We start from the raw sequence: 25,370 nt of genomic DNA, 5'->3' as shown, positions 1-25,370 counted from the left end.
AAAAATATGCTCCAAATCTGCTAAAACCCTTAGTGATATTGAACCTAACTCAACAATATTGGTTCCTGCGGATAATTTCATGATTGATGTAATTCTTGAACCTTATACTCGAAAATATGGCGTTAAACTGGTTCATGATGGGGAATATGATTTAATTGCAAATCCGACAATATTGGATGATGAGGTTAATCAAATATTTTCTACAATTTTTGCAGGCAAAGATTTGGAATTTAATAAAAAAGACAATGAAATTTACCCATTGATTAATGTACCTTTAAACTGGATTAATTCATTTTTGGAAATGGATGGCAGGGATATAATAAAAAATGAAAATAATGATGAATTGGCATCATCATTTATGGAATTTTTAGAAGATGTTGCACCACAGTATCGAGAAAATGTGGTAAAAGCAGCTGAATTCATTGAAAAGAAATTAGAAGTCAAATAATGAGGCTTGTTTATTCTTCTTTTCTTCGGGTTTTTCCTCAGGCTCTTCTTCAACAATTTCTTCAGCCATCAACTCTTCTTCGACTTCTTCAACTTTTGGTTCTTCAGTTATTAATTCGACTTCGTCTCTTACAGGCTCTTCCTCAATAATTTCTTCTTGGGGGATTCCTGCAAACATCTGGTTTTGAAGTTCTTCAGCACGTCTGTCACGCTCTTCAATACGCATTTCCTCTTTTTTCTTTTCCATTTTTTTAATAACTGATTTAGGAATGACTTTTTTTCTAAAGCGTTTGATTTCGTCTTTGTCCAAATCAAGAAAATCTGAAATTTCCCATGCAAGCTCATCATTTTGAAACATTATTTCCAAATATGGAAACATTGAAATGGCTACAGTATTTGATATATGCATTTTTTCAGACATTTTATCTGCAATACCGTCACGCAAGTTCCTTTTTCCACGATTGCGTCCCATCAATGTAAATACTGTTGGGCCTCTTATTGGAGTGAATTTCTTATAGGTTTCCTTTTTAGATGCGCTTACGCCTATTCCCATGAAGTCGGTTGCATATTTCCAGTAACCATAGTTTCTTGTTCTTTGGGCTCTTCCAAAGTATAAATCTGCATTTGACAGGTTTTCATAGGCTTTTTTAAGCTCATTCTTATTGGTGTATTCACGGGCCACATTTTCAGCAATATATTCCATTACGAGTGTTGGCTCTTCATCTACCCTTAAAGCATCTTTGACATGTTTTGGATTTTTACTTTTTAATGTAGCCATCACTCCATCGATTATGGTTGATCTGTCATCTTTTGTTGTAATGCTTTCAACGTCTTCCATAGTTAGTTCATGGGAGGTATCTGCAATTGCTTGAAAGCTGTTAATGGCTGAACGAATGTCTCCATTTGATTTTTGAGCTAATAATTTTAAGGCTTCCTTATCATATTCAATGCCTTCTTCTTTAGCAATAGTTTTAAGCATTTTATTGATGGTCGGACTTCTGATTTTTGCCATTTTAATAACCTGACATTTAGGTTTAATGGATTGCAGTCTTTTTGAGTAAAAATCGTTAGCTATTAAAATCAACGGATGTTTTGAGGTTTTGATGATTTCTCCAATAGCTTTAACTCCTCCGCGGTCGTTGGTACCATGAATACCGTCTACCTCATCCATAATAATCAGCTTATATTCGTCTCCGAACAGTGACCTTGAAGATGAAGACTCACCAATTGTGCTTTTGATTACGTCCTGGGAACGTTTATCACTTGCGTTAAGCTCAATGTATTCGGAAAATTCATTAGCTATTGCCTGGGCAAAAGTGGTTTTTCCAATACCTGGGGGTCCGACTAAAAGTATGGGTTGCTGGGGATTGCCGTTTTTCCAGTTCTCAACCCAGGTTTCAATTATTTTTTTCTCTTTATTGTTACCTAATATCTCTTTTAGGGTTTTTGGTCGGTATTTATCTGTCCACAACATTTCAATACCTTTCTATAAGAATTTTGTTAAAAGAGCTTCAAGTTGTATTCTAGGGTTTGATCCTTCTCTTATTCTAAAATCGCAATTTGCTATTGCTTCGATTATATCAATATAAAAATCAGGATCCATTTTACCATCAATAACTCTTCTGGACACTTCCTGGTATATCTGTGCAACCATATCTTCTCCGCTTGTGCCCTGTAAAACCATTGTTTCATGCATGAGCTTTCTAGCACCCATAAAATCTCCAGTCAAGGCTTTTGTAATCATATCAGATATGTCTTGAGGTTTTGATTTTGAAACAACATCATATACACTGTCTTCTGTAATATGTTCTCCTTCAGAAGCTGTTGCCTGCAGGATATTGACTGCTTTACGCATATCTCCTTCTGCATAGTATACAATTGCTTCTATACCTTTTTCATCGTAATCAAAGTTTTCCTCTTCACATATGAACTTTAATCTGCCGACTATTTCTTCTCCTTTTATCGGTGCAAATCTGAATATTGCACATCTTGACTGTATAGGATCTATGATTTTGGATGAATAGTTACAGGACAGTATAAATGAAGCGGTTTTTGTATACATCTCCATTTCACGTCTTAAAGCATGCTGAGCATCTTTTGTCATGTTGTCAACTTCATCCAGAAATATTATTCTAAATGGGGCTCCAACAGGTTTTAATCTACAGAAATTCTTAATGTCATTTCTAACAGTGTCAATTCCCCTTGCATCTGAAGCATTTAATTCCAGAAAGTTTTGTCTCCAGTATTCTCCAAGAGTTGATTTAACTAATGCCAGTGCAGTTGTGGTTTTTCCAACACCTGCTGGTCCTGTAAACATTAAATTTGGCATACTTTCTTCGCCAACATACTTTTTAAGTCTATTTATAATATGTTCTTGGCCTACAATGTCATCTAGGCTTTGTGGTCTATATTTTTCTACCCAAGGTCCACTCATTAAATCACCATGATTTTGTAATATTAAACTATATGTTTGTTTGTTAATAATTAATTTTTGGTAATGGTTCAACACTATTAATTAAAGAAACTCATTAATGAACTTTTAATTAACTCACAAAATTCATCAAAGAGTTATTGAAAAATCTTACAAAGTGTTGGCCGATGATAATATCATTAAAATGATAATCCGGCTAATTAAATAGGTTATTTGATATATTTAATGATTTTACTGCAGTCTTTATTTATAATATCTTTATGTGTTGAATCTATTAAGATAAATTCATAATTTGAGAAATACTTATCGACATCATCTTTCAAATTTTCAAAAGTGGCTAAAAATGTAATTTTTGAATGAATCTCAGGATCTGGAAAATTCATTTTAAAATTAATGGCGCCAATCTCAATGAATTTTTCAATAAATTCTTCACTGTAATTTTCTTTTAACTCGTCGATATCCTGTCCCTTTGCAGCATCTATAATAAAAGAAGTTAATTCTTCTTCGGATGGTGTTGAATCAATAACATAAGTTAAAAATCCATCAACAAGAATACAATTACCTATTTTTTTATTATTCTTTTCTAATTTATCCGCCAATAGTGTTGTATATATACAACCTAATGAGTATCCCAAAAGAATATCTCCGTCATTGAAAAGATTTTTTATAGAATCATAATAGTAATCCAGGGTTAATTTACTGTCTTGTGTTCTTTTAATTTCTTCCAAGGACAAATCATATCTAAAATCATCAATAATATATACATTTCCTGGAAAATCCAGAGTTTCAATTAAATTTGCAAAAATAAATGAGACACCACCAATAGGAGGTATTAAAAATAAGTTTTGGTTAATCTGACCTTTCTTAGCTAGTTTGAAACCATAATTCCTGCTATCGTCGGCAATGCTTTTGGCTATATTATATGGGGTTCTATTATTTAATATTACTCTTGCATTAATGTCAATGTTAAATTGGGACAACATAGGAGGTATACGCATTGCAATAATGGAATTTCCACCTAATTTTACAAAATCATCATACAATCCAATAGGCTCTTTATCAAAGATAGATTCAAATACATTGACAATTATCTTTTCCGTTTTTGTTATTGGGGCAACATACTTGTCCTGCATTTCAGCTAAATCAATTTTCGGCAATGCTTTTTTGTTTAATTTGCCATTTTTGTTTAGAGGAATCTCATCCAACTTTATGAAAAATGAAGGAATCATATAATTCGGTAATTCATTTTTTAAGGCATTTTCAACCATAAGAATATCACAATCCTCATTTACCGTATAATATGCAATTAAATTGTCTTCCTGTACATCCAAACAAATATCCGAAATAAAATCAAAGTCATTCATTATGTTAATTATTTCATTTGATTCTATACGAAATCCCCTAACTGATAACTGATCATCCCTTCGTCCAACAACCTCAATATTACCATTGAAATTATAAAAACAAACATCTCCAGTATAATACATCCTGTTATGGGATTCAAAATCAAATTCAGATGAATCACTGAAAAATTCATCAGTCAATTCGGGATTATTAATATAGCCTGGACTGATATAGTCACCTGAAATATATAAATCTCCAGCAACCCCAATAGGAACTGGCAATTTATTTTCATCAAGAATATGGGCATTGAAATTATTTAACGGTTTGCCTATTGGCATATCCTGTGAATTATCATCCAATAAGGCAGCAATTGTAAGTAAGGTTTCTGATGTACCATAAACATTGAATAATTTAGTGTAATTGCGTGCATGAGGCATCTTGCTTAATTTTGAACCTGCAAACATCAAATATTTAACGTTGATGTCAGCTTCATTTTCGGAAAACAAAACGCTTAAACTTGATGGCAAGAATAAATCGTTGTATGGTTGTTGATTAAGCGCTTTTAAAAATAATAATGTGTCTTTTTGCTCATTTTCATTGAATATTCTGCAAGTTTCACCATTATATAGGGCAAAATACATTCTTGAAGATAATGCAAAGCTAAAACTGACATAACAGCCACACACATCCCCAGGATTGGAATGATAAAAATTCCTAAGAACTGCTGTTTCACTGGCAATCTGCTTATTGGAAAATATTACTCCCTTTGGAAGTCCTGTAGTTCCTGATGTAAAGAAAATGGAAAATAAATCATCGCCACGGCCTCTGCATTCCACCGCCCCTCCATAATCTGCAACAAAATCTTCAATGAAAATTAAATTCACATCAAATTCAGGTAAGGATGAATATTGTCTTGTTGTAATGATGTATTTGGCTTCACTAATATCCAGCATGTGCTCTATACGTTTCAATGGGTATTGTGAATCAATTGGCATGAATGCAGCTCCAATTTTATTTAATGCCAAGACACATTCAGGGAAATGGTAATTTCTGGGAAGCATCAAGCCTATTTTGTCTCCAAAACCAACATCATATTCATCGATTAAAATATTGGCAATGCTGTTGGTCGATTTTTCCAGTTCGCCATAACTTATTTGATTAACTCCATCATCAATAGCTACAACATCCGGATTTTTCAATGCATTTTCACGAAAAGCTAAAGCCAATGTTTTATTTTCATCAAAAGAAGCATGTCCTCCTTTAGAGAATTTAAAAATCAAATTTTTTTCATCATCTGATAGAATATCAATAAATCCGCATTTTTGATTTGGAGATTTTACCAAATTAGCTATTAAAGAACCGATATTTGCCGTCATGGAATCGATATACTCATCGGTAAATAAATCTGAGTTATAATATAACTCTAAAAAATCCCTATAGATATTTAAAGTCAATGCTCCCTCTTGGTTGAATATATGCACATCCTCTAAATCGGAAAAATCAAAAACAGAATAATAAGAAGTATTCTCATTAACATAATCTTCCAAATCAATTTGGATATGGCTTCTGTTGTCTTTTAAGACATCACCAACATCATGCAAATAATCAAAAAACGGCATGTTAGAGTCATATTTGATTTTTAACAATATCTTTTTATCAAAAGGGCCAATATACCCCGGGTTTTCCGAAACAGTAGTCTTTAAAAAACAGCCCATTGTATTATCTATTCTGGACATGTACAGTGAAAAAATTGCTGTAAAAAAGTCAAATTTAGAAACAGAATGTCTGTTTAAAAAATCATTGATTGAATTAATGTCCAATGTGATTTTTTTAGACTTGTAATTGTCTGATTTTATATTGAAAAACTTAACATAACTTTCACTATCCAAAAGCTGATTTTGTAAGTAATTAGAATCATTTTCAAAATCCTGCGAAGACAAATAATTATTGACATTCTTATAATAATCTGTAATTTTACTTTCTAAATTTACATCATCGACTTTAAATAAATCATGCAAAATACCTATAGAAGAATAATCAAATATCAAAGAGTTAATTATTGCCAAAACTATTAGTTTATCATCGGTTTTTAAAATTAGAAATCTGTATAATGGTGTGTCTACAACTTCATTAAATGTAAAATTAAAAAAGTTGCTTATTTCGAAATTAATGCTTTCGTGAAAGACCTCTTTAAGGGTGTAATATTCATGATTTTCAACAGGATATGGGTTGAAATTTTCATCAAATTGAACATTCAACAGGCTTCCAATATTTTGAAATAGCTTTTGAATGTTGTTTTCATTTTTTAAATCAATGTCAAATCTAAATTTAATATCTTCATAAAAATACATTCAATCTTTCCTTATCCATTAAATAATTTCAACAGTTCCTGAGGTTTTATCTCTTCATTTCCATCAAGATAATAGTAATATTTGCCTTTGGTATACCTGGTTCCTAAATTGATGGCATTGGATTTGCCCTGATGCTTTTGATGAATATATACAATATTGTTAGGATACAAGTCAATATATTTTTCACATATGTCTTTTGTTTTATCTTCACTACCGTCATCAACAATTATGCATTGAACGTGCTTTTTAAAATCGAGATCTTGATTTATGACAGATAAAATACTCTTTTCAATTGTTTTTTCATCATTGTAACATGTTAAAATAACAGAAATATCTTTAAAATTCTCTTTTTTGTCAAATTCAACCCAATCAGATGAATTGATTAAATTATCGACCCGATCAACAATGTGGATTGGTAAATTCTCTAAGATTTCTTTATCTTCAAATAACTCCAAACAATCTGCTTTCATATCTTTGAAAAAGGATTCATGGTACTTTTTTGAAGATAATCCATATCTCCATATCTCCATCGGTATGAATATATTGCACAATATACATTTATATTCCTCATAATTATTTGTCTTGATGAAAATATTTCGTATAGTTTTAAAAACTTCCACTACGGGAGAATAATCCTTATCGGCTGTCTGTTGTACAATAGAACCTTCTCTATTCGTACGATAATAATATAAATTATGAGGGATAACAGAAACACGTTGTGAATGTAGATATGTATCATAAAAAAATACTTCATCTTCAAAAACAGGAGTCATTGGAAATCTGATTTGATTTTTTCTAATCATTGACGCTCTATAAATCTTATTATAAACAGTTACTGAAATTTCGCCCATGAATTCTTTGGTATCGTGATGATTAAACACTTCCTTTTTTAATTGATTAAAACAATTCAAGGCGAAATACCAAATATCATCATTTAAAACACCTGTTCCATCTTCAAATGTGGAAATTTTACACATACACATGTCCAAATCTTTGGAAATGGCTGCATCGTATAGTTTTTCAAACATTTCCAAATGGATATAATCATCACTATCAACAAAACCAATATATTCTCCAGTAGCGTTTTCTATTCCGATGTTTCTTGAAGCTGCTGCTCCATTATTTTCATTAAAAGAGATTATTTTTATTCGGCTGTCCCGTTTAGCATATTCCTTTAAAATGTTTAAGGTGTTATCAGTGGAATGATTATCTATGCAGATTATTTCAATGTCTTTCAATGTTTGATTTACAACACTATCCAAACATTGCGAAATGTATTTTCCAGTGTTGAATGAAGGAATGATGATTGAAACTTTTGCATTTGCCACATTATCATCTCAATAAATTATTTTTTTAAATTTTCTTTAATTTTAACCAATTCGTTTAAACGATCAACATAATACTTCTTATAATAATGGAAAGGCTGCAAGCCCCAAACATGGTTCTCATAGGCCAAAGTTTCATCTTTATATTTCAATACAAGAAGATTTTTATTTTCAATATACTCGTCAAATATTCTATAATATTCATTATATTTGTCAAATCTGGACTTAAAATCATCATTTTGGATGACAGTGGAATCTTTCATCAAAACATTATATGCCAAATTGTGCTGATTGTATATGATTGTCATGTCGGGATATCTATCAGTCAAATTATCTAAAAATTCATCAAAACAGGATTTCCATAACCTGAAATAATTCTCAAAATCTGTGAGGACATCAACAACCTCAGTATCAAGCTTATTATACAAGTTTGTGCGGGGTAAATCTAGAGTATTATTTGAAATGTACCTGCCGTCATTTGTCTTTAATACGCCACCCAGTATGTCGAAAAGAATATCAAATATTAAAAAATCGAGTTTGTTCAATGCGGGGTCGTCTAAAAAAGATTTATCGAAATCATTACACAAACATAGTGTTCCAAAATCATTTTCATTATTATGGGGCAGTATTGTTATATCCTCTAAATCATATTTGAATTTAGGCTGCATTACACTTACTATTGTGCTGCGTTGATAGTCCAGGCCAATGTTAAAATATTTCTTATAATCTGAATGCTGAGACATGAAAATATCGCGAGAAACACAAGACCCGAAAACTCCGATATTGGATTTCATTATTCTTCCTCAAATATTAAATTAGGATTTTCCATAAATTCATTTAATTTATCAAAAAACACACTCAAATGATATGCATAAATATAAGTATGATTAATTTCAACAGTTAAAGGAAATTTTCCATCCTCATATTTTCCCCAATGAATAATCGGTATAAATACTTCACTGTTTAATATTATATTTCTAAATCCTTTGTAATAAAACCATGGCATGCATGATAAAATTGCAATAGGCATCTCGGCTGATTGTTCATCAAATTCCATCGGAAATTCGTCTGGATGTTTTTTAACATGATTTAAAAATTTATTCCATTGCCTGAATGAATTAAATTCATCAATTGACTCTATGCAAACATCCTGAGTACGATTATTCTCTTTTAATATAGGCAATACCACATTAGTTTCACTATACTGCCTACCTTCTCCATCAACAATGTATTTTTTAAATTCTGGAATTTCTTCTATTGTCCGATATATTGCCGCAACACATAAATTGAAAAAGGACAAATTATTTTTCTTTGAAAAATCGTATAGGTTCTTAGCATTTATATCAACTGTTACTTCAAAACGACTTGAAATAAATGATGATAAAGAAAATAAATCTTTCTCATCAACTTCAAAACTCTTATAAGAATGCATTTTCATATTTTCGCCTTTTAATCAAAAAGATCATTGATTGCTTCATTACTTGACTTGAATCCTTTTGCAAAAGTGAATGCATTGATGATTTCATCAGGTTCAGGAGATATGAACAAATCGTAACACCATGTGGATAAAATAAACCGGGATATCCTTCTTATACATTCAAGAGGTTGATTCTGCTCAAGCATTAATATGAGAACAGTACTTAAACAGTGCATGGTATATTCAAAATCTACTTCCTTTATTGGAGTATTGTGTGTACCATCAGATCTTATTCTCCAAATTTGGCCATGGAAATCATCCAACAGAATAATTCCGTTTTTTGCTTTTGCAATAGTTTCAATAGCAAATACAAATGACTCATGGATATTGAATTTTTCAATAAAACGAATGTTTTCATCAAGCAAATAACTTTTTTTATAAATTGTACACCATGGTTCAAAGAAATTGAATACCATTGCATCTGACAAATCATCATGAGACAATTTACGACGACCTATTCCTGCGGATATTGGCATAATTCCTTTATCAGTATTCATCGTGAATGTTGATTTTACTAAATCCACATCATTTTGTGTGATTTCATTATATATTGTTTCAACATATTCCGGCACCATAATGTCATCAGAATCCAAAAAGATTATATATTCTCCATTTGCATTTTTCAAACCTAAATTACGGGCAGAGCCGGGACCTTTTTTATCTTTTGGAGTTTCATATACCTTTACATTTTCGAATTCTTCAGAAAATCTTTCAATGATGTCGCGAGAGGAATCAGTGGATTTATCATCAATGAAAATCATTTCAATATCTTCAAAATTAAATGTCTGATTTTTAACTGATTCGAAAGTTTCCTCAAGATATTTTTCTGTATTATACACCGGAGTGATTACACTAATCTTATAGTCTTTCATAAATATTACTCCTCCTTATTCATCGTGCTCAACATAATCCAAATTAAACGCTTTTTTACATAAAAATGAAGCTTTTTCGAAATCTGATGCTGTGGAATTATAGACACCTGATCCACAAAGGCTTAATGCGAATGGGAAAAATGTTTCAATGCAGTTTATAGGTTGTTTATTTGCAACCAAAAGAGTAAACATTTCAGTGAAACATTCAATTGTATTATCCAACTCTTCAACAGTCACATCAACATTATGTAATCCGTCAAGTTTATAATTCCAATAATATCCTTCATAATTATCTAATAGGATTATATCCTTATTTGTTTTGCATATACATTCTATACTGAATAAAAATGCCTCATAATATTTATGGACAATACTGAAGCGAATATTATTGTCAATTAAGAATTTTCTACTGTACATTGTTGCCCATGGCTCCAAATAATTATATGAAGACATTAACACGCTAACATCTTCTGGATGTACAACAACACGACCTAAATTTTGAGAATAGGATATTTTTTTATCAAAACCCATGAAGAATGAAGTTTTAACCATATCCACATCATTTTCAGTGATTTCTTTATATGTCTTTTCAATAAACATTGAATCTAATCGGTCATCAGCATCTAAAATAACAATATAATCTCCTGTAGCCTTTTCAATACCTATATTTCTAGGGTATGAAACGCCTTTTTGACCTTCAGGTACATGATATAATTTAACGTTATCAAATTCATCTGCTAATCTTCCAATTACTTCAACAGAATTATCTTCCGAATGATCATCTACAAATATTACTTCAATATCCTCAAAATTGAATGTTTGATTTTTAATTGATTCGAAAGTGTCTTCAATAATATGGGCATAATTATATGAAGAAATTAAAATACTGACTTTATATTTTGCTATCATATTTTCTAATTTTAGCTTATTTACTATATATAATTTAAGATTATGCATTAATTTGATTTTAAGGAATTTGAATAAGTAAATGAACAATTAAAGTATTTTTCTTGATTTTTTCTTATTTATTTGGTGTTCAAATTATATTTCTTTATATTCTGTTAAATTTTTTTAGGGAAAATTGAATCAATAAGGATAAATTAATGATTTAAAAAGGCATAGCTATATAATTATTCATGTATAAAAAGTATCATCATGTTAAATTTATATTTATTATATCCGAACATGGGAAGTGAAATAAATGAATTTAAAAAAAACAGAAGAAACACATGATGAAAATCAAAGCGAAATTTTTAATGAATTATCCAAAATAAACTCCAAAATCGATGACATAACAGATTTAATTTCACAACAAAACGAAAAAAATGATGAAAACATTTCAAAAATTACAGAATTGATAAAAGTGGATAATGATAATATAAAAAAACAAATTGCAAAAGTGAATGATAATCTATTGGAAAAACATGGCTTATTATATTCGGATTTAAATAAATTAGTTGAAGCACAAGATACTGTTTACAAAGAATCCAGAAGATACTTTTTTAATGGATATGAATCAGTTTTAAAGGAGCATTTGGATCCTGATTTTTTATTTAATCTATGCTATTTTAACAATATATCCTTTTTATCATATTCTCCTGAAGAAAATAGGATGATACTTAAAACTGATGATGATATTGTTTTGAGTACCAATAACCACATTTGGACTTTAATGGAAGTTAATGGCCTAAATGAATATATTATTCCGCAGTTATTTTATTTTGATGACTTTGTTGTCTTTGACATTGGTATGAATAGGGCGTATGCGTCCTTAAAATTTGCTAATTTCGATAACTGTTCAAAAGTATATGGGTTTGAAATTGATGAATTTACCTACCAAATAGCTTTAGATAACATCAAACTTAATCCAAAATTGGAAAATAAAATTAAGACTTATAATTTTGGCCTTTCTGATGAGATAGAAACCGTTGACTTATATTATATTGATGGATATGACGGTTTGAATACAATGATTCAAGATTTTACAAATATTCAACCAGTTTTAGAACACTTTGAAGATAAAATAAACGTCAAGCAGGCTGAAGTCAAAATTGCCTCCGAAGTAATTTCAGACATTATCAAATCTGATAATATTACTGCAAAGAAAATTTTAAAAATTGATACTGAAGGTGCAGAATATAAAATCATATCCGATTTACTAAAATCAAACCTATTAAGTCAGATGGATGTGATTTTGGGAGAAGGCCATAATATAGACGATAATAACTTTCATCAAGATTTATTGAATTTAGGTTTTGTTGCGATAAAACTTAATATTGAGGAAGTTACCTATAGTTTTGCGTATGTAAAAAAAGAATATTATAAATTCTGGCCAAATATGCCTATAGACTGGTAATTATCCCACTACATTTAAAAATCCTTGAGCTTTTAAGCTCATGCTATTTTTTTAATTTTGATTTGGTGGGACATGAAATCACTAATTTTTATATTTTTTACTTCAGGGGAACTAATATTAAAGCAAAACATCTATGAATAAATTAACAATTGAACAACAATTAAACAAATTATATGCAATAGGACACAACCTAAAAAGAATATACAATAAAATAAATAGAAAAAACAACTAAAAAAATAAAAAACTAACAAAATTTTCTAAAAACAAAAAAATAAACTAAAAAAATTTTGTGTCCACCCCTCATTTTCCATTAACTTTTTAAGTTTAAATATATAATATCAATAAATAGTTGGGGTGTTAATAATGAGAGGCACATGGAAACTTAGATTAAGAATGTTGTTTACAACTGTTTTTATGTTTTCAATCATTTATTTCTTAGTGCTCCTTGTAGGTAGGTACTTGGGAATCACTAGTTGGAGAATATATGCAGTTATAAGTTTGGGAATTGTATTTTTACAGTATTGGTATGGACCGTCATTGGTCAAACGTTCAATGAATGTAAGGCCATTGTCTGAAGCGGAAGCACCCCATATTCATAAGATGGTGGCAGAGCTTGCTCAGGCAGCAGGAGTCCCTAAACCTGAAATAGGATTGTCTGAAGTCAGTATTCCAAATGCTTTTGCATATGGAAGAACAAGCAGAAGCGGTCACATTGCAATTACCCGTCCGATTTTGGGTTTACTTGATTATGATGAATTGAGGGCAGTATTGGGTCATGAAATGGGCCATATTAAGCATAATGATATGGCAGTAACTGCGGCCGTTAGTGTGATTCCGATGATTTGCTATTATATTGCATTATCATTCATGTTTTCAGGAGACCGTGATAATGGTGGAACAATTATTATTGGACTTTTAGGTTATGTATTCTATTTAATCGGTCAATTGCTGGTGCTGTTCATCTCAAGAACCCGTGAATACTATGCAGATGAAGCTTCTGTTGAATATGGAAACCGTCCTGCAGCTTTGGTATCTGCATTATACAAATTGTCTTATGGTGCTTCCAGATGTGATAAGAAAACTATTGATGATTTAAACACCAACAGAGCATTTTTTGCAACAGATATTAATAATGCTCAACATGATATTAATGATTTCCAGCAAGTAGACTTTGATGGTGATGGAAAAATATCTGATGATGAATTGAGAAGATTAGCTAATTCAGAAGTTAAAATTTCAAAAACTAAAGGAATTATGGAATTATTCTCCACTCATCCGGATTCCCTTAAAAGAGTAAAAAGATTAGCACAATTAGAAAATTAGGTGTAATTTATGAAAATGATTTTGGATGAACGTGGTAAGAAATATATCTTAAAAGAAGGCGAAGATTTTCAAAGTGATTTAGGAATAGTTTCTGCAGAGGTTTTATCTGCAGCCGAAATTGGTGATGAAGTTAAAAGCCATCTTGACCATTCATTTAAAATTGTTAAACCTAATGTTAATGACTTTATAGACCTGATGGACAGGCGCTGTTCAATATTAATCAAAAAAGATATTGGAACTGTTTTGGCATACACTGGTTTGGGTGCAGGTTCCAGGGTTGTTGATGCGGGAACCGGTGCCGGAGCTATTGCACTGAACTTCGGTAATGTTGTTGGAGAAAGTGGTCATGTTTATACCTATGAAATCAGAGAAGATTTTGCAGAAGTTGCAATGAAAAATGTCAAAACCTTTGGAATAACAAACATAGAAGTTAAAAATCAAAATATCAAAGAAGGAATTGATGAAGATAATATTGATCTGGTATTTTTGGACCTTCCAAAGCCTTATGAAATATTTGAAGAGGTTTATGATTCATTGAACCTCGGTGGGTGGCTGGTTGTCTATGCTCCATATATTAATCAGGCGGAAGTTTCATACAGGGTTGCCAAAAAGCTTAATTTCTATGACATTGAAATTTTAGAAACCTTGGAACGCGGTCTTGAAGTTAGGCAGCAGGGTACAAGACCAAAAACAAGAATGGTTGGACACAGCGGATATTTACTTTTTGCCCGCAAATTATGAATCAATTATATTCATTGTAGCTATTATTATTTTAATGGATATGATGAATATTCCCTTTTTAATAATGCTTTTTTTTAATTTACATGAATTTCTTTTAAAAAATCAGATTTTTTAATCACGTTATCTACATTAAAAAAATAAAAATTGGAGGAATTATTCATTCCTCTTTTGCAATAATGGTTATTTTATTGGATATCGTGGCAGTACCGTATTGGCTTGTTATAATATATTCTCCAGGCATTAAATTAATGTTTAGTCTTGCTGTTCCATTTTTATCTGTTGTACGGTTATAGAATACTCCATTAATATTGAATGTTATGTTAACATCAGATAATGGATTGCCTTGGCCGTCAACAAGTGTTGCACTGAATTTGGATCCGTCCTTGTATGTCATGTTTAAATCTGCAGCGGTTAACACTGGCAATACTGTAATATTATATGACATTAAAAGGCTGGTCAATGGATCAATAGCTGTTAGGATATATTCTCCAGGATTTAAGTTAATGTTTAATTTGGCAGTTCCGTTTTCATTAGTTGTGCGTTCATAAAAGACTCCATTAATGTTCATAAGAATACTTTCGCCACTTAATGGATTGCCTTCACCATCGACCAATGAGATATAGAACTGTGAATCATTTCTGTAATATTTAACCAAATCATCTCCAATCAATGTAGGCAATACTTCAATATCATTTTGAATGATAATTTCGTCATCGTCTGAACTTTTCGTTTCGGATTTTTTGCCCATGTAGGTTTTAACGGTATAATTGCCAGGATTTAAGTTAATATTAATTGTAGCAATACCTTCAGAATTGGTGGTTCTGGTATAATTATTGCTGTTAATTTCAAAAATCACCTCTTTTCCACTCTCTCCGGCATCTGCTGTAAATTGGGTACCGTTTTTATAATATTTTACAAGGTCTTTGGTTTTCAATTCAGGCACAGATTTTTGTGTGTAGACTTTTAGGGATACGGCACCTCTGTTAATGGCTGCGTCTTTCCATTCATTTTCTTGATAAACGAGAGAGTTGCCTTCCTCGAAATATTGTCTGGTGTCTATAAGCATCGGCAATTGTGTATTATTTAATATTATGTGGAATTTATCTCCTTTGTCGATTGAAATATATTCGGGTAATAAAACTGTATGGTATCCTTCAAATGAGGATTTTCCACTGCCGGATAGTCTTAATTTATCATTTACATAAATTTCATAAGTGAATGGCTTATCCTTTTCAAACCATGATCCAAATGCACTTATGTAGGTATCTTCTAAAGCGCTGTAAGTATTTTTCATTATGTTTAACTGGCCTTTATTATAGAATGCTATTTCTCCTCCTAAGTCATATTGGTAATTGCCGTCATATGGTTCATCATTTTCAAATATGTATCCTACTATTTCATGGGATAGGAGACTTACATCATAATATGAAACATAATTAAATCCTCCATCACCAAAATCTGGACCATAACTATTTTTAATAATCCATGCACCGTCTCCTGGTGGTGTTATTAGGAAATTGTTTTTTGAGTAGTTATCGTCCCATCCAACAAGTGTCACTATATGGTTGATTTTAACATCACTTTCATTATTATAATATTGTGCTGAAGTTTTAGTATTATAATATGGTGCTTTTCCAAAAGCTTTCATTTCAGCAGATAAACCCCCATAATCAATTAATGCGCGTTTAACGATATTGTTGTCTGTAAGATTTGCACGTTTAGGGATTATTACTACATCTTGAACATGGATATTACCGGGGGTGTTAAATGTTGGTATTTTACCGTATTCATCGTAGGTATCATTTTCGGTCGGAACCATTCCAAACCAGTTAAGTGCATATAATACGGCCATATTGTTATTTCCCCCTTCTCTTGTAATTCTATTACCGTATTTTGAATATTTCAGCAATGAATTTTGAAGGTTATTTTCTGAAAAATCATATTCAATTCCTGTTGCTTTTAATAATGCGGATTCTAATGCCCCAACAGTTCCAAATGCCCAACAGGAATTATCTTCACCTTGATTTTTAATAGGAGTTACAAATCCCCATTCATTCAAATCGAATCTGGAAGGAAGTTTTGTTATTATGAATGTGTCGTTAGTTAGTTTGAGTTCAGCACCTTTATCAATAATGTATGTACCGTAATCCGTGTCATTATAAATAAATTTGTCTGTTGTGTTGGTATTAAAAGTAACTTCATATGAAACTAAAAAAACACCGTGCACTCCTTCAGTATTGTTTGTGAAATTAGCCCATATATTCATCTTGCTGGAATAAGAATAAATTGCTTGTTTCTGGTTGTCAATGAAATCTGTACTTCTAATAAGCATATTAGACGTATCGGCATAAATTGCACCTCCATGTATGTACTCTACGTCATTTCTTAGTTTGTTGTTTCTGAATTGTGTATTGTAAATGCTGAGGTCATTATCTGATACATATAATGCTCCCCCATCGTATTCTGCTTCATTGTCGATAAAGTCACAATTTGTTATAGTTGAAGTTCCTCCAAGTAAAACAACAGCACCTCCGAAGTTTGAGGAACAGTTAACGAATTCACTATCATTTATCAGTGTGGTTCCATTGTCGCTGTATAGGTAACCTGGTGTATCAATAAATACCGCTCCCGCATTTTTTTGGGATTGGACATTGATAAAACTAGATTTGTATATGATTGCTTTATCTACTTCTTTTAAGATTAAAGCCCCGCCAGTTTCTTTAGCTTCTAAGTTTCTAAATGTTGAATTTCGAACCTCTGTATATCTATCATTTATTACTGCAGCATATTTTGATATTGTATCTTCAAAAGTACATGTATCAATAATTATTGATGCAGTTGCCCCATGGATGAATCCTTTTACAAGTTCTATTTTGCTGTTGAATGTAGAATCAGTGACTGTTACTTTTGATCCATAAACTCCAATTGCTGCACAGTCCGGTGAGTAGTTATCAGTAAATATTGAATTCATAACTTTTCCATTGTTCCTGAAAATAACTGCTCCACCATCAGTAGTTGCATTGTTTTTATTAAATGTACAGTTGTTAATTACGGCATTATTTCCATCACATAAAATGGCCCCTCCAATATTGGCATTTCCATTAATGAATGTGAGGTTATTTATTGTGATACTTTCTCCCGCGACATTAAAAATTCTAGCCATAGAATTTCCGTCTAATGTATGTCCGTTACCGTTAATTACAAAATTAGTTTTTTTTATTACAATACCGGAATCCAAGCCAGCATCTGCTTTTTCATCAAATATATAATCTTGCGTTATATCAATCGTATTTTCACTATTGGCAATATCTGTTTGAAGGGAGGTAAAATTTCCTTCAGCAGAAACTGCACTTATTGATATTAATAAGACAAAAAATAATAGAAATATTTTATATTTATTCAAAATTTTTTCCCCCATATTTATAATTTCATGTTAATTTTCAATTCTCGCGAACTGAGTAGTGTTCTGATTAAAGATCAAAAATCATAAAAGTCATGCTATTATATAAAAATAAGATAAAAGTATGATTATTTTGAACTTAAATTATGTTTTATTTAAAGAAATATTTAAAATTGTTCATTCTAAAATAAAATATGTATTCATATTTTTGATGAATATAATGTTAAAAAATAAAAAATTAGAGGAATTATTCATTCCTCTTTTGCAGCGATAGTTATTTTGTTTGAAATCATGGCTGAACCGTATTGGCTTGTTATAATATATTCTCCTGGCATTAAATTAATGTTTAATCTTGCTATTCCATTTTCATCGGTTGGACGATTATAGAACACTCCATTAATATTGAATGTTATGTTAACGCCAGATACAGGATTTCCTTGACGGTTAACAAGAGTTGCACTGAATTTGGAACCGTCCTTGTAAACCATGTTTAAATCTTCAGCAGTCAGCACCGGCAATACGGTAATTGTATATGACATTTGAAGACCAGTTAACGGGTCAATTGCTGTTAGAATATATTCTCCTGGGTTTAAGTTAATATTTAATTTGGCAATTCCGTTTTCATCGGTTGCACGATCATAAAAGACTCCATTAATATTCATTCTAATATTTTGGCCAGCTACAGGATTACCTTTACCATCTATTAACTTAATGAAGAATTGTGATTCATTTCTGTAATATTTGACTAAATCATCACCAATTAATGTAGGCAATACTTCAATATTATTTTCAACGCTTGTTCCGTTGAATGTTGTTTTGATTGTGTAATTGCCAGGATTTAAGTTAATATTCATTGTAGCTATTCCTTTCGCATCGCTGGTTCTGTCATATTTTCCACCATTAATTTCAAAGGTCACAGTTTGATTTGCAACACCAATTTTTGCTTTAAATTGTGAATCGTTTTTATAGATTTTCACTAAATCTTCAGTTAATATTGCTGCCTCAATAGTATAAACTTTCAATGATGCGGTTTCATTCTCCGGTGCTAAATCATAATATCCTTTACCAAAATCAACAAATGAAGTATTGTTTTCAAAATGTTGTCTTGAATTTTCTAGCAGAGGAACATATTTTTTTGTCATTACTACTGTAAAGTTATCATTTTCTTCAATAGCAATGTTTTTGTCTAATTTAATGGTATGATAACCTTTAAATGGAGCGGTTCCATTTTGTGATAATTTTAATTCATTATTCACATAAATTTTAAAGTTATATTTCGCGCCAGTTTCATAGAAGTAAGTTCCAACTGCAGCTATTAAATCATCATCTAGGGAGGTATAGGTATTTTTATAAGAAACATTAACTCCTAGCTTTGAGTTATAATATTTTATGGTTCCACCTAAATCGGTTTGATAATTTTTAGTATATGGTTCATTATTTTCAAAAATGTATCCGCTTAATATTTCAGAAGTTGCAAAGCCTGTATCATAATATGATATGTAATCATATCCTTGATCTCCGTGTTCGGTTCCATAACTGTTTTTTATAATCCATGCACCATCACCCGGCGGAGTTACCAGGAAATTTTCAGCGGAATATGTATCATCCCATCCTGCAAGGAAAACTATATGGTTTGCACTTCCATTTTTGAAGTAGTATTGTGCAGAAGTATTTTTATTATAATATGGTTCTTTTAATTCAGAGTGAAGTGCTACACTTAATCCGCAATATTTTAATACGGCTTCTTTTATTGCTTTGTTGTCAGTTAAATTTTCACGAGGGTTAACGATTATCACATCCTGTATGTGAACATTTTCAGGGCTGCTGATATATTGAGATATTTTTCCAACATCATCAAATTCATCATCAAATTCATTAAGCATTCCAAGCCAATTTATAGCATAAACAATTGATTCTGTATCTCCTCCTTCTCGTAAATACTTGTTTCCAATTTTGGAGTATTTTATCATACTATTTTGAATATTATTTTCTGAAAAATCATATTCAATTCCGGTATATTTAATCAATGCAGATTCCATTGCTGCAGCAGCACCGAATGCCCAGCATGCATTCATTGTATTTTGATTCTTAACTGAACTTACCCAACCCCAGTCACGTAAGTCAAATTTCTTAGGCAGTTTTGAAAAAATGATTGTGTCGTTTAAAAGGTCTAATGGTTTTACTTTTTCAGTAACTATGCTTTTATAGTTTGTATCATTTAAACAGTTGGTGTTGTTTATATAAGTGTTATTTAAAAAATAATTTTCAAGGAAAACACCATGAATAGCTTCGCCATTGTTTTTAAATAGTGATTCGGTTATATTCAAATCACTGTCATAACTGTACACTCCATGTTTGTCATTGTTTATAAAATGGCTGTTGGAAGTGATTAAAATAGAGTTATCGGCATATATTCCGCCACCATGATTAAATTCTTCTTCATCAGATGTTAATTTATTGTTTTCGATAAGTGTATTTCTAATTATGTATTCACCATTAGATAAATAAATTGCTCCACCGTCATAAATTGCACGGTTATCCTTAAAAGTACTTTGAAGTATAATTCCATTTCCACCTAAAATAATTAAAGCTCCACCAAATTCAGATGAACAATTTAAAAATTCACTATTATTGATTAAAATAATTCCTGTATTGTTATATAAAAATCCTGCAGTATCAAGAAATACTGCGCCTGCATTTTTGGTTGAAGTCACGTTTATAAATCTACAATTTTGTATAAGTACTTCATCCAATTCTTTTATTGCAATAGCACCAGCGCTCAATGTTGCATTTAAGTTTATAAATTGAGAATTGGTAATATATGTTTTTCTATCATTATAGATTGCAGTCGTAGATTTTGACGTTGAATTGGCAAATATTGAATTATTTATATACATTGTAGAAAGATAACCATATACCATAGCTTTTTGAAGTATGTTCGTGCTTTCAAAATAAGATCCTTCTATTTTAATAATTGCTTCTTCACTGTAGACTGCACCACCATCAGGAGCAGTATTATCAATAAATTTACAATTATTGACAGTAGTTGTGTCTAATGCTGCTAATCCACCTCCTTTGGTACTTGCATAATCATTTTTAAAAGTAATATTATTTAAAATTATATTCTTACCTAAAGAAAGTATTCCTCCACCAAAATCGGCCATTCCATTTATTATAACGAGATTGTTCACGGTTACATTTTCACCATAAATTCTAAAAAGTCTTGATTGATTTTGCCCATCAATCGTATGTTCATTACCATTAATTACAAAGTTTGTTTTATTGACATAAACTCCGAGAGTATAATTTCCATCATCTGTTGGACTATATGCATAATCCTGTGTTATTTCAAAGCTATTATCACTTTTATAAATTTCTGTTTCTAATGCTGTAAGGTTTCCTTCAGCAGAAACTGCACTAATTGATATAAATAACACAAAAAATAATAGAAATATTTTATATTTATTCAAAATTTTTTCCCCCATATTTTTTACATGTACCTATTTTAATTTTCTTTCTAATATAATTTTTCTATAATAACAGTTATATAGTCAAATCAAATAAAATAATAAATATAAAAAGCTTTGCTTTGAGTTTACATGATTTACATTTTAAAAATGTGAACATAGTTAATCAGGAGGAGAAATATGGAATTAGAAAAAATTTTTGGAATTATATTTATGGTATTGGGATTAATTTTTATAATTTTTCCAATTTTTAGTGCGGAATCAGTATCATTCATTGTTGGATTAAGTTTATTGTTCTTTGGTTTTGCTTCTATAGCTAATGGTCTTTCAGTACGGAATATGTCAACTCTTTCGAAAATTAATCTGGTAGTAGGTATTATAGCAGTAATATTCGGTATATTATTTATTTTTGCTATTAATGCTTTATCTTTCCTTGTTGGTTTTCAATTTTATATAATTGCTTTTATATTGATATTTTGTGGTATTGTTGGTATTATTTCAAACTCAACACTATCAAAAACTACTTCATTATTGATTTTAATCATAGGTATAATAGCTATTGTACTTGGAGTTTATTCTATTACCGATCCAATTTATGCAGCAATTCTTATTGGATTATGTTTAATTATCCAAGGATTAAGATTCTATCTTGATGCTGAATATAGTTAAGCAATTAAATGGTGTTGAATTTAAATTGAGGGTTTAACTCTCAATTTTACTATTTTTTAATTTTTTTAGTTGTATATTATTTGAGGGGGTGTTTTACCCCCAATTTTTTAAAAGAAGAGATAATAACCGGTGTTTATCATTGACCCCATAAACACCTTTTCGACATATTTGAAATTTTTTTGGCAGAATTTTTTTTGAATTAGAAATCCTGAAAAACTAATTCAAAATTCGATTTTGGAGTTTGTATTCGTTTTCGACTAATAATGTTTGAAAAGCAATGTTTTTACATCACTTATTTAATAGATTGTATGTAATAGTATATAAATATTTCGTTAATTTTTAGGCATACCTAATTTTTTATTCTGCAAAATCCAATAATATATTGTATAACATTTATTATTTTATTAATATGTTATATCATGTTTAAATATACAAATAATTAACATCAAATTCATAATATTTTAGTAAAATATATATGTATATGTTCATAGACATTTTATTATAGGATTAAGTTCTTATGAACATCATGTATTTTGCAAATCCGTTGGAATTTGTTTAATGCATTTAAATTCTATTTCCCTATGGGGGGAATGATTTAAAAGAGGAGATAAAATGAATATTAAGAAAATATTGGCCATAGCTATAGTTGTTTTAGCAGTATTCAGTTGTTTAAGCGTTGCAAGTGCGGGATGGTTAGACTTTTTAAGTGGAGAACAATTTTTGCAAGGTGATGATGCACAAGTAAAGATACCAAGTAATTACACAATTGATGAAAAAAAGTTATTTGCATCATGTAAGGGTATAAATATAACATTTACAGCACAAAAAAGTGCAGACAATAAATTCGAATCCGAATTCTTTAATGCTATTAAAGAAAATGGTAAGGAAGCAGGATATGAAAATGTAACAAACAAAACGGTAAATGGATATACTGTACATGATTTCGCTGGACAACCAAGTAAACTCAAAAATGTGACTGTTACAACACAAGTTCCTGGAAGTGATTATGCCTGGATTGAATATCCGCCACAAATTGCTGCACCTTTCGATCATCCTGTTGACCACTTCAGATCAGTAACATTCATTAAAGATGGAAAAGAAAACGTATTACTCATTTCCACAAATAATACTTCTGATAACTTATATACTCCAGAAATCGAAGGTATTATAAACAGTATTGGACCATTGAAAAAATAATTAATTATATATGATTTTCTAAAAATATTTCTTAGAGTCTCTAATAATTCAATTTTTTGATGGTATTGTTAAAGGGTTTTAATCTTAGTGGAGTTTTAGGAGTATTTTACACTAAAATTTCACTTCGTTACTTTTTTTTAGAATTTTTTGTTGAGATTTTGCTTAATTGTTTCTTGTTTATTGGAAAATCTCATTGTAAAACTAATTTTTATAAAGAAAGAAAAAAAGTAGTTGAGAATTATTTAATCCTCAACTTTTAATAGTTATTTTGTTTGCAATGCTTGAACCGTTATAGCTTGAAGTTATAATGTATTCGGCAGGCATTAAGTTAATGTTTAACCTAGCTGTACCTGTACTGTCGGTCGGTCTGTTGTAGAACACGCCGTTAATGTTGAACTGAACAGTTTGATTTGCATAAGGTTTTCCCTGACCGTCAACCAAAGTTGCCATAAATTTAGTTCCGTCACGATATTTCATGGTAATATCAGTAGCATTCAATATAGGCAATACTTTGATATTGTTGGATACAAGACAACCTTTGTATTCAGCAGTAATGACATAATCACCAGGATGCAAGTTAATGTTTAACTTAGCAATACCGTTTGCATCGGTTTGGCGGGTGTAGAATACACCATTGATGTTGAATGTTACATTTTCGCCTGCTCCGACAGCTTTACCCTCATCATCTATAACTTTAACAGTGTATTGTGATGCATTTCTGAAGTATTTAACAAGATCTGCATTTTCGATGAGTCTGGACAATACAGTAATGTTATTGGCAGTCATATCACCGGTAACTGGGTTCATTGCAGTGATTACATATTCGCCTGCATTCAGGTTGATATTTAATTTTGCTAATCCTTTATCGCCGGAAACTTTGCGGTCATACATTACACCATGGATGTTGAATCTGACTGTAGTTCCTTCAGGCAAGTAATTACCCAGACTGTCACGGAATGTTGCATAGTACTGTGTTCCGTTTCTGAATACTTTAATTATGTCTGTACCGTTTACAGTAGGTAAGACAGTAACAGTTGCATCAACAGATGTGCTGTTGTAAGTAACAACAACAGGATATTCACCAGCATTCAAGTTAATAGCCAAGAAAGCCTGACCTTTATCATCAGTTGTTCTAGTATAGTTTTTACCATTAATAGAAATGCTTATATTGGCATTTGCAATAGGATTGCCTTTGCTGTCAGTAAGGTTTACAGTAAATCTTTCCGGACCGTGGTAATATTTGGTTAAGTCTTCAGCAGTTATGATGAAGTCATTTTCAATGGAAATAGGATAAACAATGTCGAATCCAGTGTATTTATCATCACCAGGATAGCTTACAGTAGCATTGTAATCTCCTGCAGGAACATCACTTAAATCAAATGTTGCAACACAGTTTTCAATAGGTGCAACAAGAGTTTCATTACCAACAGTTAAAGTCACATTACCGGTAGCATTTTCAGGAACAGTAACGGTAAGGGTATTATTGTCCATAGCGATTTGAGGTTCAAATTCAACTTTAGATACGGTTACAGTTATAGTGGCATTGGACGGCAAGTATTTGTCATTGCCTCTGAAGCTGACGGTAACAGTAGCATTACCTTCACCTACAGCAGTAACAATACCTTGACTGTTTACAAGAATAACGCTTTCATCACTAACAACGAAAGATAAATTACCGGCATTAGAAGGCATTAAACTAACAACAGGATCAGCCTCATTACCAACTTCCATGTCTAAAGTTTTATTTTGAATTAGAATTTCGGTTGGTATTTTACTTACAGTAACAGTAATAACAGTTTTGTTAATGGCGTATTTTTTGTCGTCACCGACTGTAATGGTGATTTGGGCAGTTCCTGCTTTTATTGCAGTAACAGTACCATTATCACTAATTGAGACAACACCAGATTCATCAGGGATAAAGCTGACATTTAATCCTTCGGGTGTGGTGGTATATTCAATTGTGCCATTTT

Annotated in this window: 17 protein-coding genes; 6 read left to right on the top strand and 11 right to left on the bottom strand. The window is 31.0% G+C overall.

Going from position 1 to position 25,370, the window contains the following annotated elements; all coding sequences use genetic code 11:
* Positions 1–448, top strand: a 448-nt coding sequence (locus ACKI5C_RS06445) for an ATPase (protein ID WP_407432356.1), incomplete at its 5' end; no start/stop codon positions are given.
* Here the strand turns inward: ACKI5C_RS06445 and ACKI5C_RS06440 are convergent.
* The 8 genes from ACKI5C_RS06440 to ACKI5C_RS06405 all read right to left on the bottom strand — a co-directional run bounded on the left by ACKI5C_RS06440 (position 434) and on the right by ACKI5C_RS06405 (position 11,156).
* Positions 434–1,921: a replication factor C large subunit gene (locus ACKI5C_RS06440; protein WP_407432355.1), complete on the bottom strand. Its 1,488-nt coding sequence runs from the start codon at positions 1,919–1,921 to the stop codon at positions 434–436. The two genes, ACKI5C_RS06445 and ACKI5C_RS06440, sit on opposite strands and share 15 nt — an antisense overlap.
* A gap of 12 nt (positions 1,922–1,933) precedes the next feature.
* Positions 1,934–2,881 (bottom strand): replication factor C small subunit, encoded by a 948-nt coding sequence (locus ACKI5C_RS06435; RefSeq protein WP_296796490.1) that lies wholly within the window; start codon positions 2,879–2,881, stop codon positions 1,934–1,936.
* A gap of 206 nt (positions 2,882–3,087) precedes the next feature.
* Entirely contained in the window at positions 3,088–6,573 is a 3,486-nt protein-coding gene (locus tag ACKI5C_RS06430) for an AMP-binding protein (RefSeq protein ID WP_407432354.1), read from the bottom strand.
* Between the two features lie 11 nt (positions 6,574–6,584).
* Positions 6,585–7,901, bottom strand: a complete 1,317-nt coding sequence (locus ACKI5C_RS06425) for a glycosyltransferase family 2 protein (RefSeq protein WP_407432353.1) — start codon at positions 7,899–7,901, stop codon at positions 6,585–6,587.
* A 17-nt stretch (positions 7,902–7,918) separates the two neighbouring features.
* Entirely contained in the window at positions 7,919–8,692 is a 774-nt protein-coding gene (locus tag ACKI5C_RS06420; RefSeq protein WP_407432352.1) for a DUF6270 domain-containing protein, read from the bottom strand.
* Positions 8,692–9,336 (bottom strand): CatA-like O-acetyltransferase, encoded by a 645-nt coding sequence (locus tag ACKI5C_RS06415; protein ID WP_407432351.1) that lies wholly within the window; start codon positions 9,334–9,336, stop codon positions 8,692–8,694. The genes ACKI5C_RS06420 and ACKI5C_RS06415 overlap by 1 nt, the downstream gene beginning before the upstream one ends.
* A gap of 11 nt (positions 9,337–9,347) precedes the next feature.
* Positions 9,348–10,247: a glycosyltransferase family 2 protein gene (locus ACKI5C_RS06410; protein ID WP_407432350.1), complete on the bottom strand. Its 900-nt coding sequence runs from the start codon at positions 10,245–10,247 to the stop codon at positions 9,348–9,350.
* A 15-nt stretch (positions 10,248–10,262) separates the two neighbouring features.
* A complete protein-coding gene (locus ACKI5C_RS06405; RefSeq protein WP_407432349.1) occupies positions 10,263–11,156 on the bottom strand; it encodes a glycosyltransferase family 2 protein in 894 nt (297 codons plus the stop codon).
* 292 nt (positions 11,157–11,448) lie between these two features.
* Between ACKI5C_RS06405 and ACKI5C_RS06400 the strand changes: the two genes are divergently transcribed.
* From ACKI5C_RS06400 to ACKI5C_RS06390, 3 genes are all read left to right on the top strand, one after another.
* Entirely contained in the window at positions 11,449–12,603 is a 1,155-nt protein-coding gene (locus ACKI5C_RS06400; RefSeq protein WP_407432348.1) for an FkbM family methyltransferase, read from the top strand.
* A 363-nt stretch (positions 12,604–12,966) separates the two neighbouring features.
* Complete coding sequence (locus ACKI5C_RS06395) at positions 12,967–13,926, top strand: zinc metalloprotease HtpX (protein ID WP_407432347.1); 960 nt, start codon at positions 12,967–12,969, stop codon at positions 13,924–13,926.
* A 9-nt stretch (positions 13,927–13,935) separates the two neighbouring features.
* The gene (locus ACKI5C_RS06390; protein ID WP_407432346.1) at positions 13,936–14,667 is read left to right on the top strand and encodes a tRNA (adenine-N1)-methyltransferase; all 732 of its coding nucleotides are present in this window, start codon (positions 13,936–13,938) and stop codon (positions 14,665–14,667) included.
* A 157-nt stretch (positions 14,668–14,824) separates the two neighbouring features.
* On the opposite strand, the gene ACKI5C_RS06385 is transcribed toward ACKI5C_RS06390, so the two are convergent.
* Positions 14,825–18,070 (bottom strand): C1 family peptidase, encoded by a 3,246-nt coding sequence (locus ACKI5C_RS06385; protein ID WP_407432345.1) that lies wholly within the window; start codon positions 18,068–18,070, stop codon positions 14,825–14,827.
* A 248-nt stretch (positions 18,071–18,318) separates the two neighbouring features.
* Positions 18,319–21,537, bottom strand: a complete 3,219-nt coding sequence (locus ACKI5C_RS06380; RefSeq protein ID WP_407432344.1) for a C1 family peptidase — start codon at positions 21,535–21,537, stop codon at positions 18,319–18,321.
* A gap of 177 nt (positions 21,538–21,714) precedes the next feature.
* Here ACKI5C_RS06380 and ACKI5C_RS06375 point away from each other — a divergent pair, with 177 nt between their 5' ends.
* A complete protein-coding gene (locus tag ACKI5C_RS06375) occupies positions 21,715–22,203 on the top strand; it encodes a DUF308 domain-containing protein (RefSeq protein WP_407432343.1) in 489 nt (162 codons plus the stop codon).
* Positions 22,204–22,815: 612 nt separating this feature from the next.
* Complete coding sequence (locus tag ACKI5C_RS06370; RefSeq protein WP_407432342.1) at positions 22,816–23,400, top strand: hypothetical protein; 585 nt, start codon at positions 22,816–22,818, stop codon at positions 23,398–23,400.
* Between the two features lie 249 nt (positions 23,401–23,649).
* Here the strand turns inward: ACKI5C_RS06370 and ACKI5C_RS06365 are convergent.
* A partial coding sequence (locus ACKI5C_RS06365; RefSeq protein ID WP_407432341.1) for an Ig-like domain repeat protein occupies positions 23,650–25,370 on the bottom strand: 1,721 nt, incomplete at its 5' end.

The sequence above is a fragment of the Methanobrevibacter sp. genome (assembly GCF_045646045.1).
GTDB lineage: Archaea > Methanobacteriota > Methanobacteria > Methanobacteriales > Methanobacteriaceae > Methanocatella.
This window is presented reverse-complemented; position numbering and strand designations above follow the sequence as displayed.

Excerpts from the sequence above, each read along its gene's own strand:
- ACKI5C_RS06390 (WP_407432346.1), top strand. The coding sequence starts at position 13,936 with ATGAAAATGATTTTGGATGAACGTGGTAAGAAATATATCTTAAAAGAA.
- ACKI5C_RS06400 (WP_407432348.1), top strand. The coding sequence starts at position 11,449 with ATGAATTTAAAAAAAACAGAAGAAACACATGATGAAAATCAAAGCGAA.
- ACKI5C_RS06435 (WP_296796490.1), bottom strand. The coding sequence starts at position 2,881 with ATGAGTGGACCTTGGGTAGAAAAATATAGACCACAAAGCCTAGATGAC.
- ACKI5C_RS06440 (WP_407432355.1), bottom strand. The coding sequence starts at position 1,921 with ATGTTGTGGACAGATAAATACCGACCAAAAACCCTAAAAGAGATATTA.
- ACKI5C_RS06415 (WP_407432351.1), bottom strand. The coding sequence starts at position 9,336 with ATGAAAATGCATTCTTATAAGAGTTTTGAAGTTGATGAGAAAGATTTA.
- ACKI5C_RS06405 (WP_407432349.1), bottom strand. The coding sequence starts at position 11,156 with ATGATAGCAAAATATAAAGTCAGTATTTTAATTTCTTCATATAATTAT.
- ACKI5C_RS06395 (WP_407432347.1), top strand. The coding sequence starts at position 12,967 with ATGAGAGGCACATGGAAACTTAGATTAAGAATGTTGTTTACAACTGTT.
- ACKI5C_RS06370 (WP_407432342.1), top strand. The coding sequence starts at position 22,816 with ATGAATATTAAGAAAATATTGGCCATAGCTATAGTTGTTTTAGCAGTA.
- ACKI5C_RS06430 (WP_407432354.1), bottom strand. The coding sequence starts at position 6,573 with ATGTATTTTTATGAAGATATTAAATTTAGATTTGACATTGATTTAAAA.
- ACKI5C_RS06410 (WP_407432350.1), bottom strand. The coding sequence starts at position 10,247 with ATGAAAGACTATAAGATTAGTGTAATCACTCCGGTGTATAATACAGAA.
- ACKI5C_RS06375 (WP_407432343.1), top strand. The coding sequence starts at position 21,715 with ATGGAATTAGAAAAAATTTTTGGAATTATATTTATGGTATTGGGATTA.
- ACKI5C_RS06420 (WP_407432352.1), bottom strand. The coding sequence starts at position 8,692 with ATGAAATCCAATATCGGAGTTTTCGGGTCTTGTGTTTCTCGCGATATT.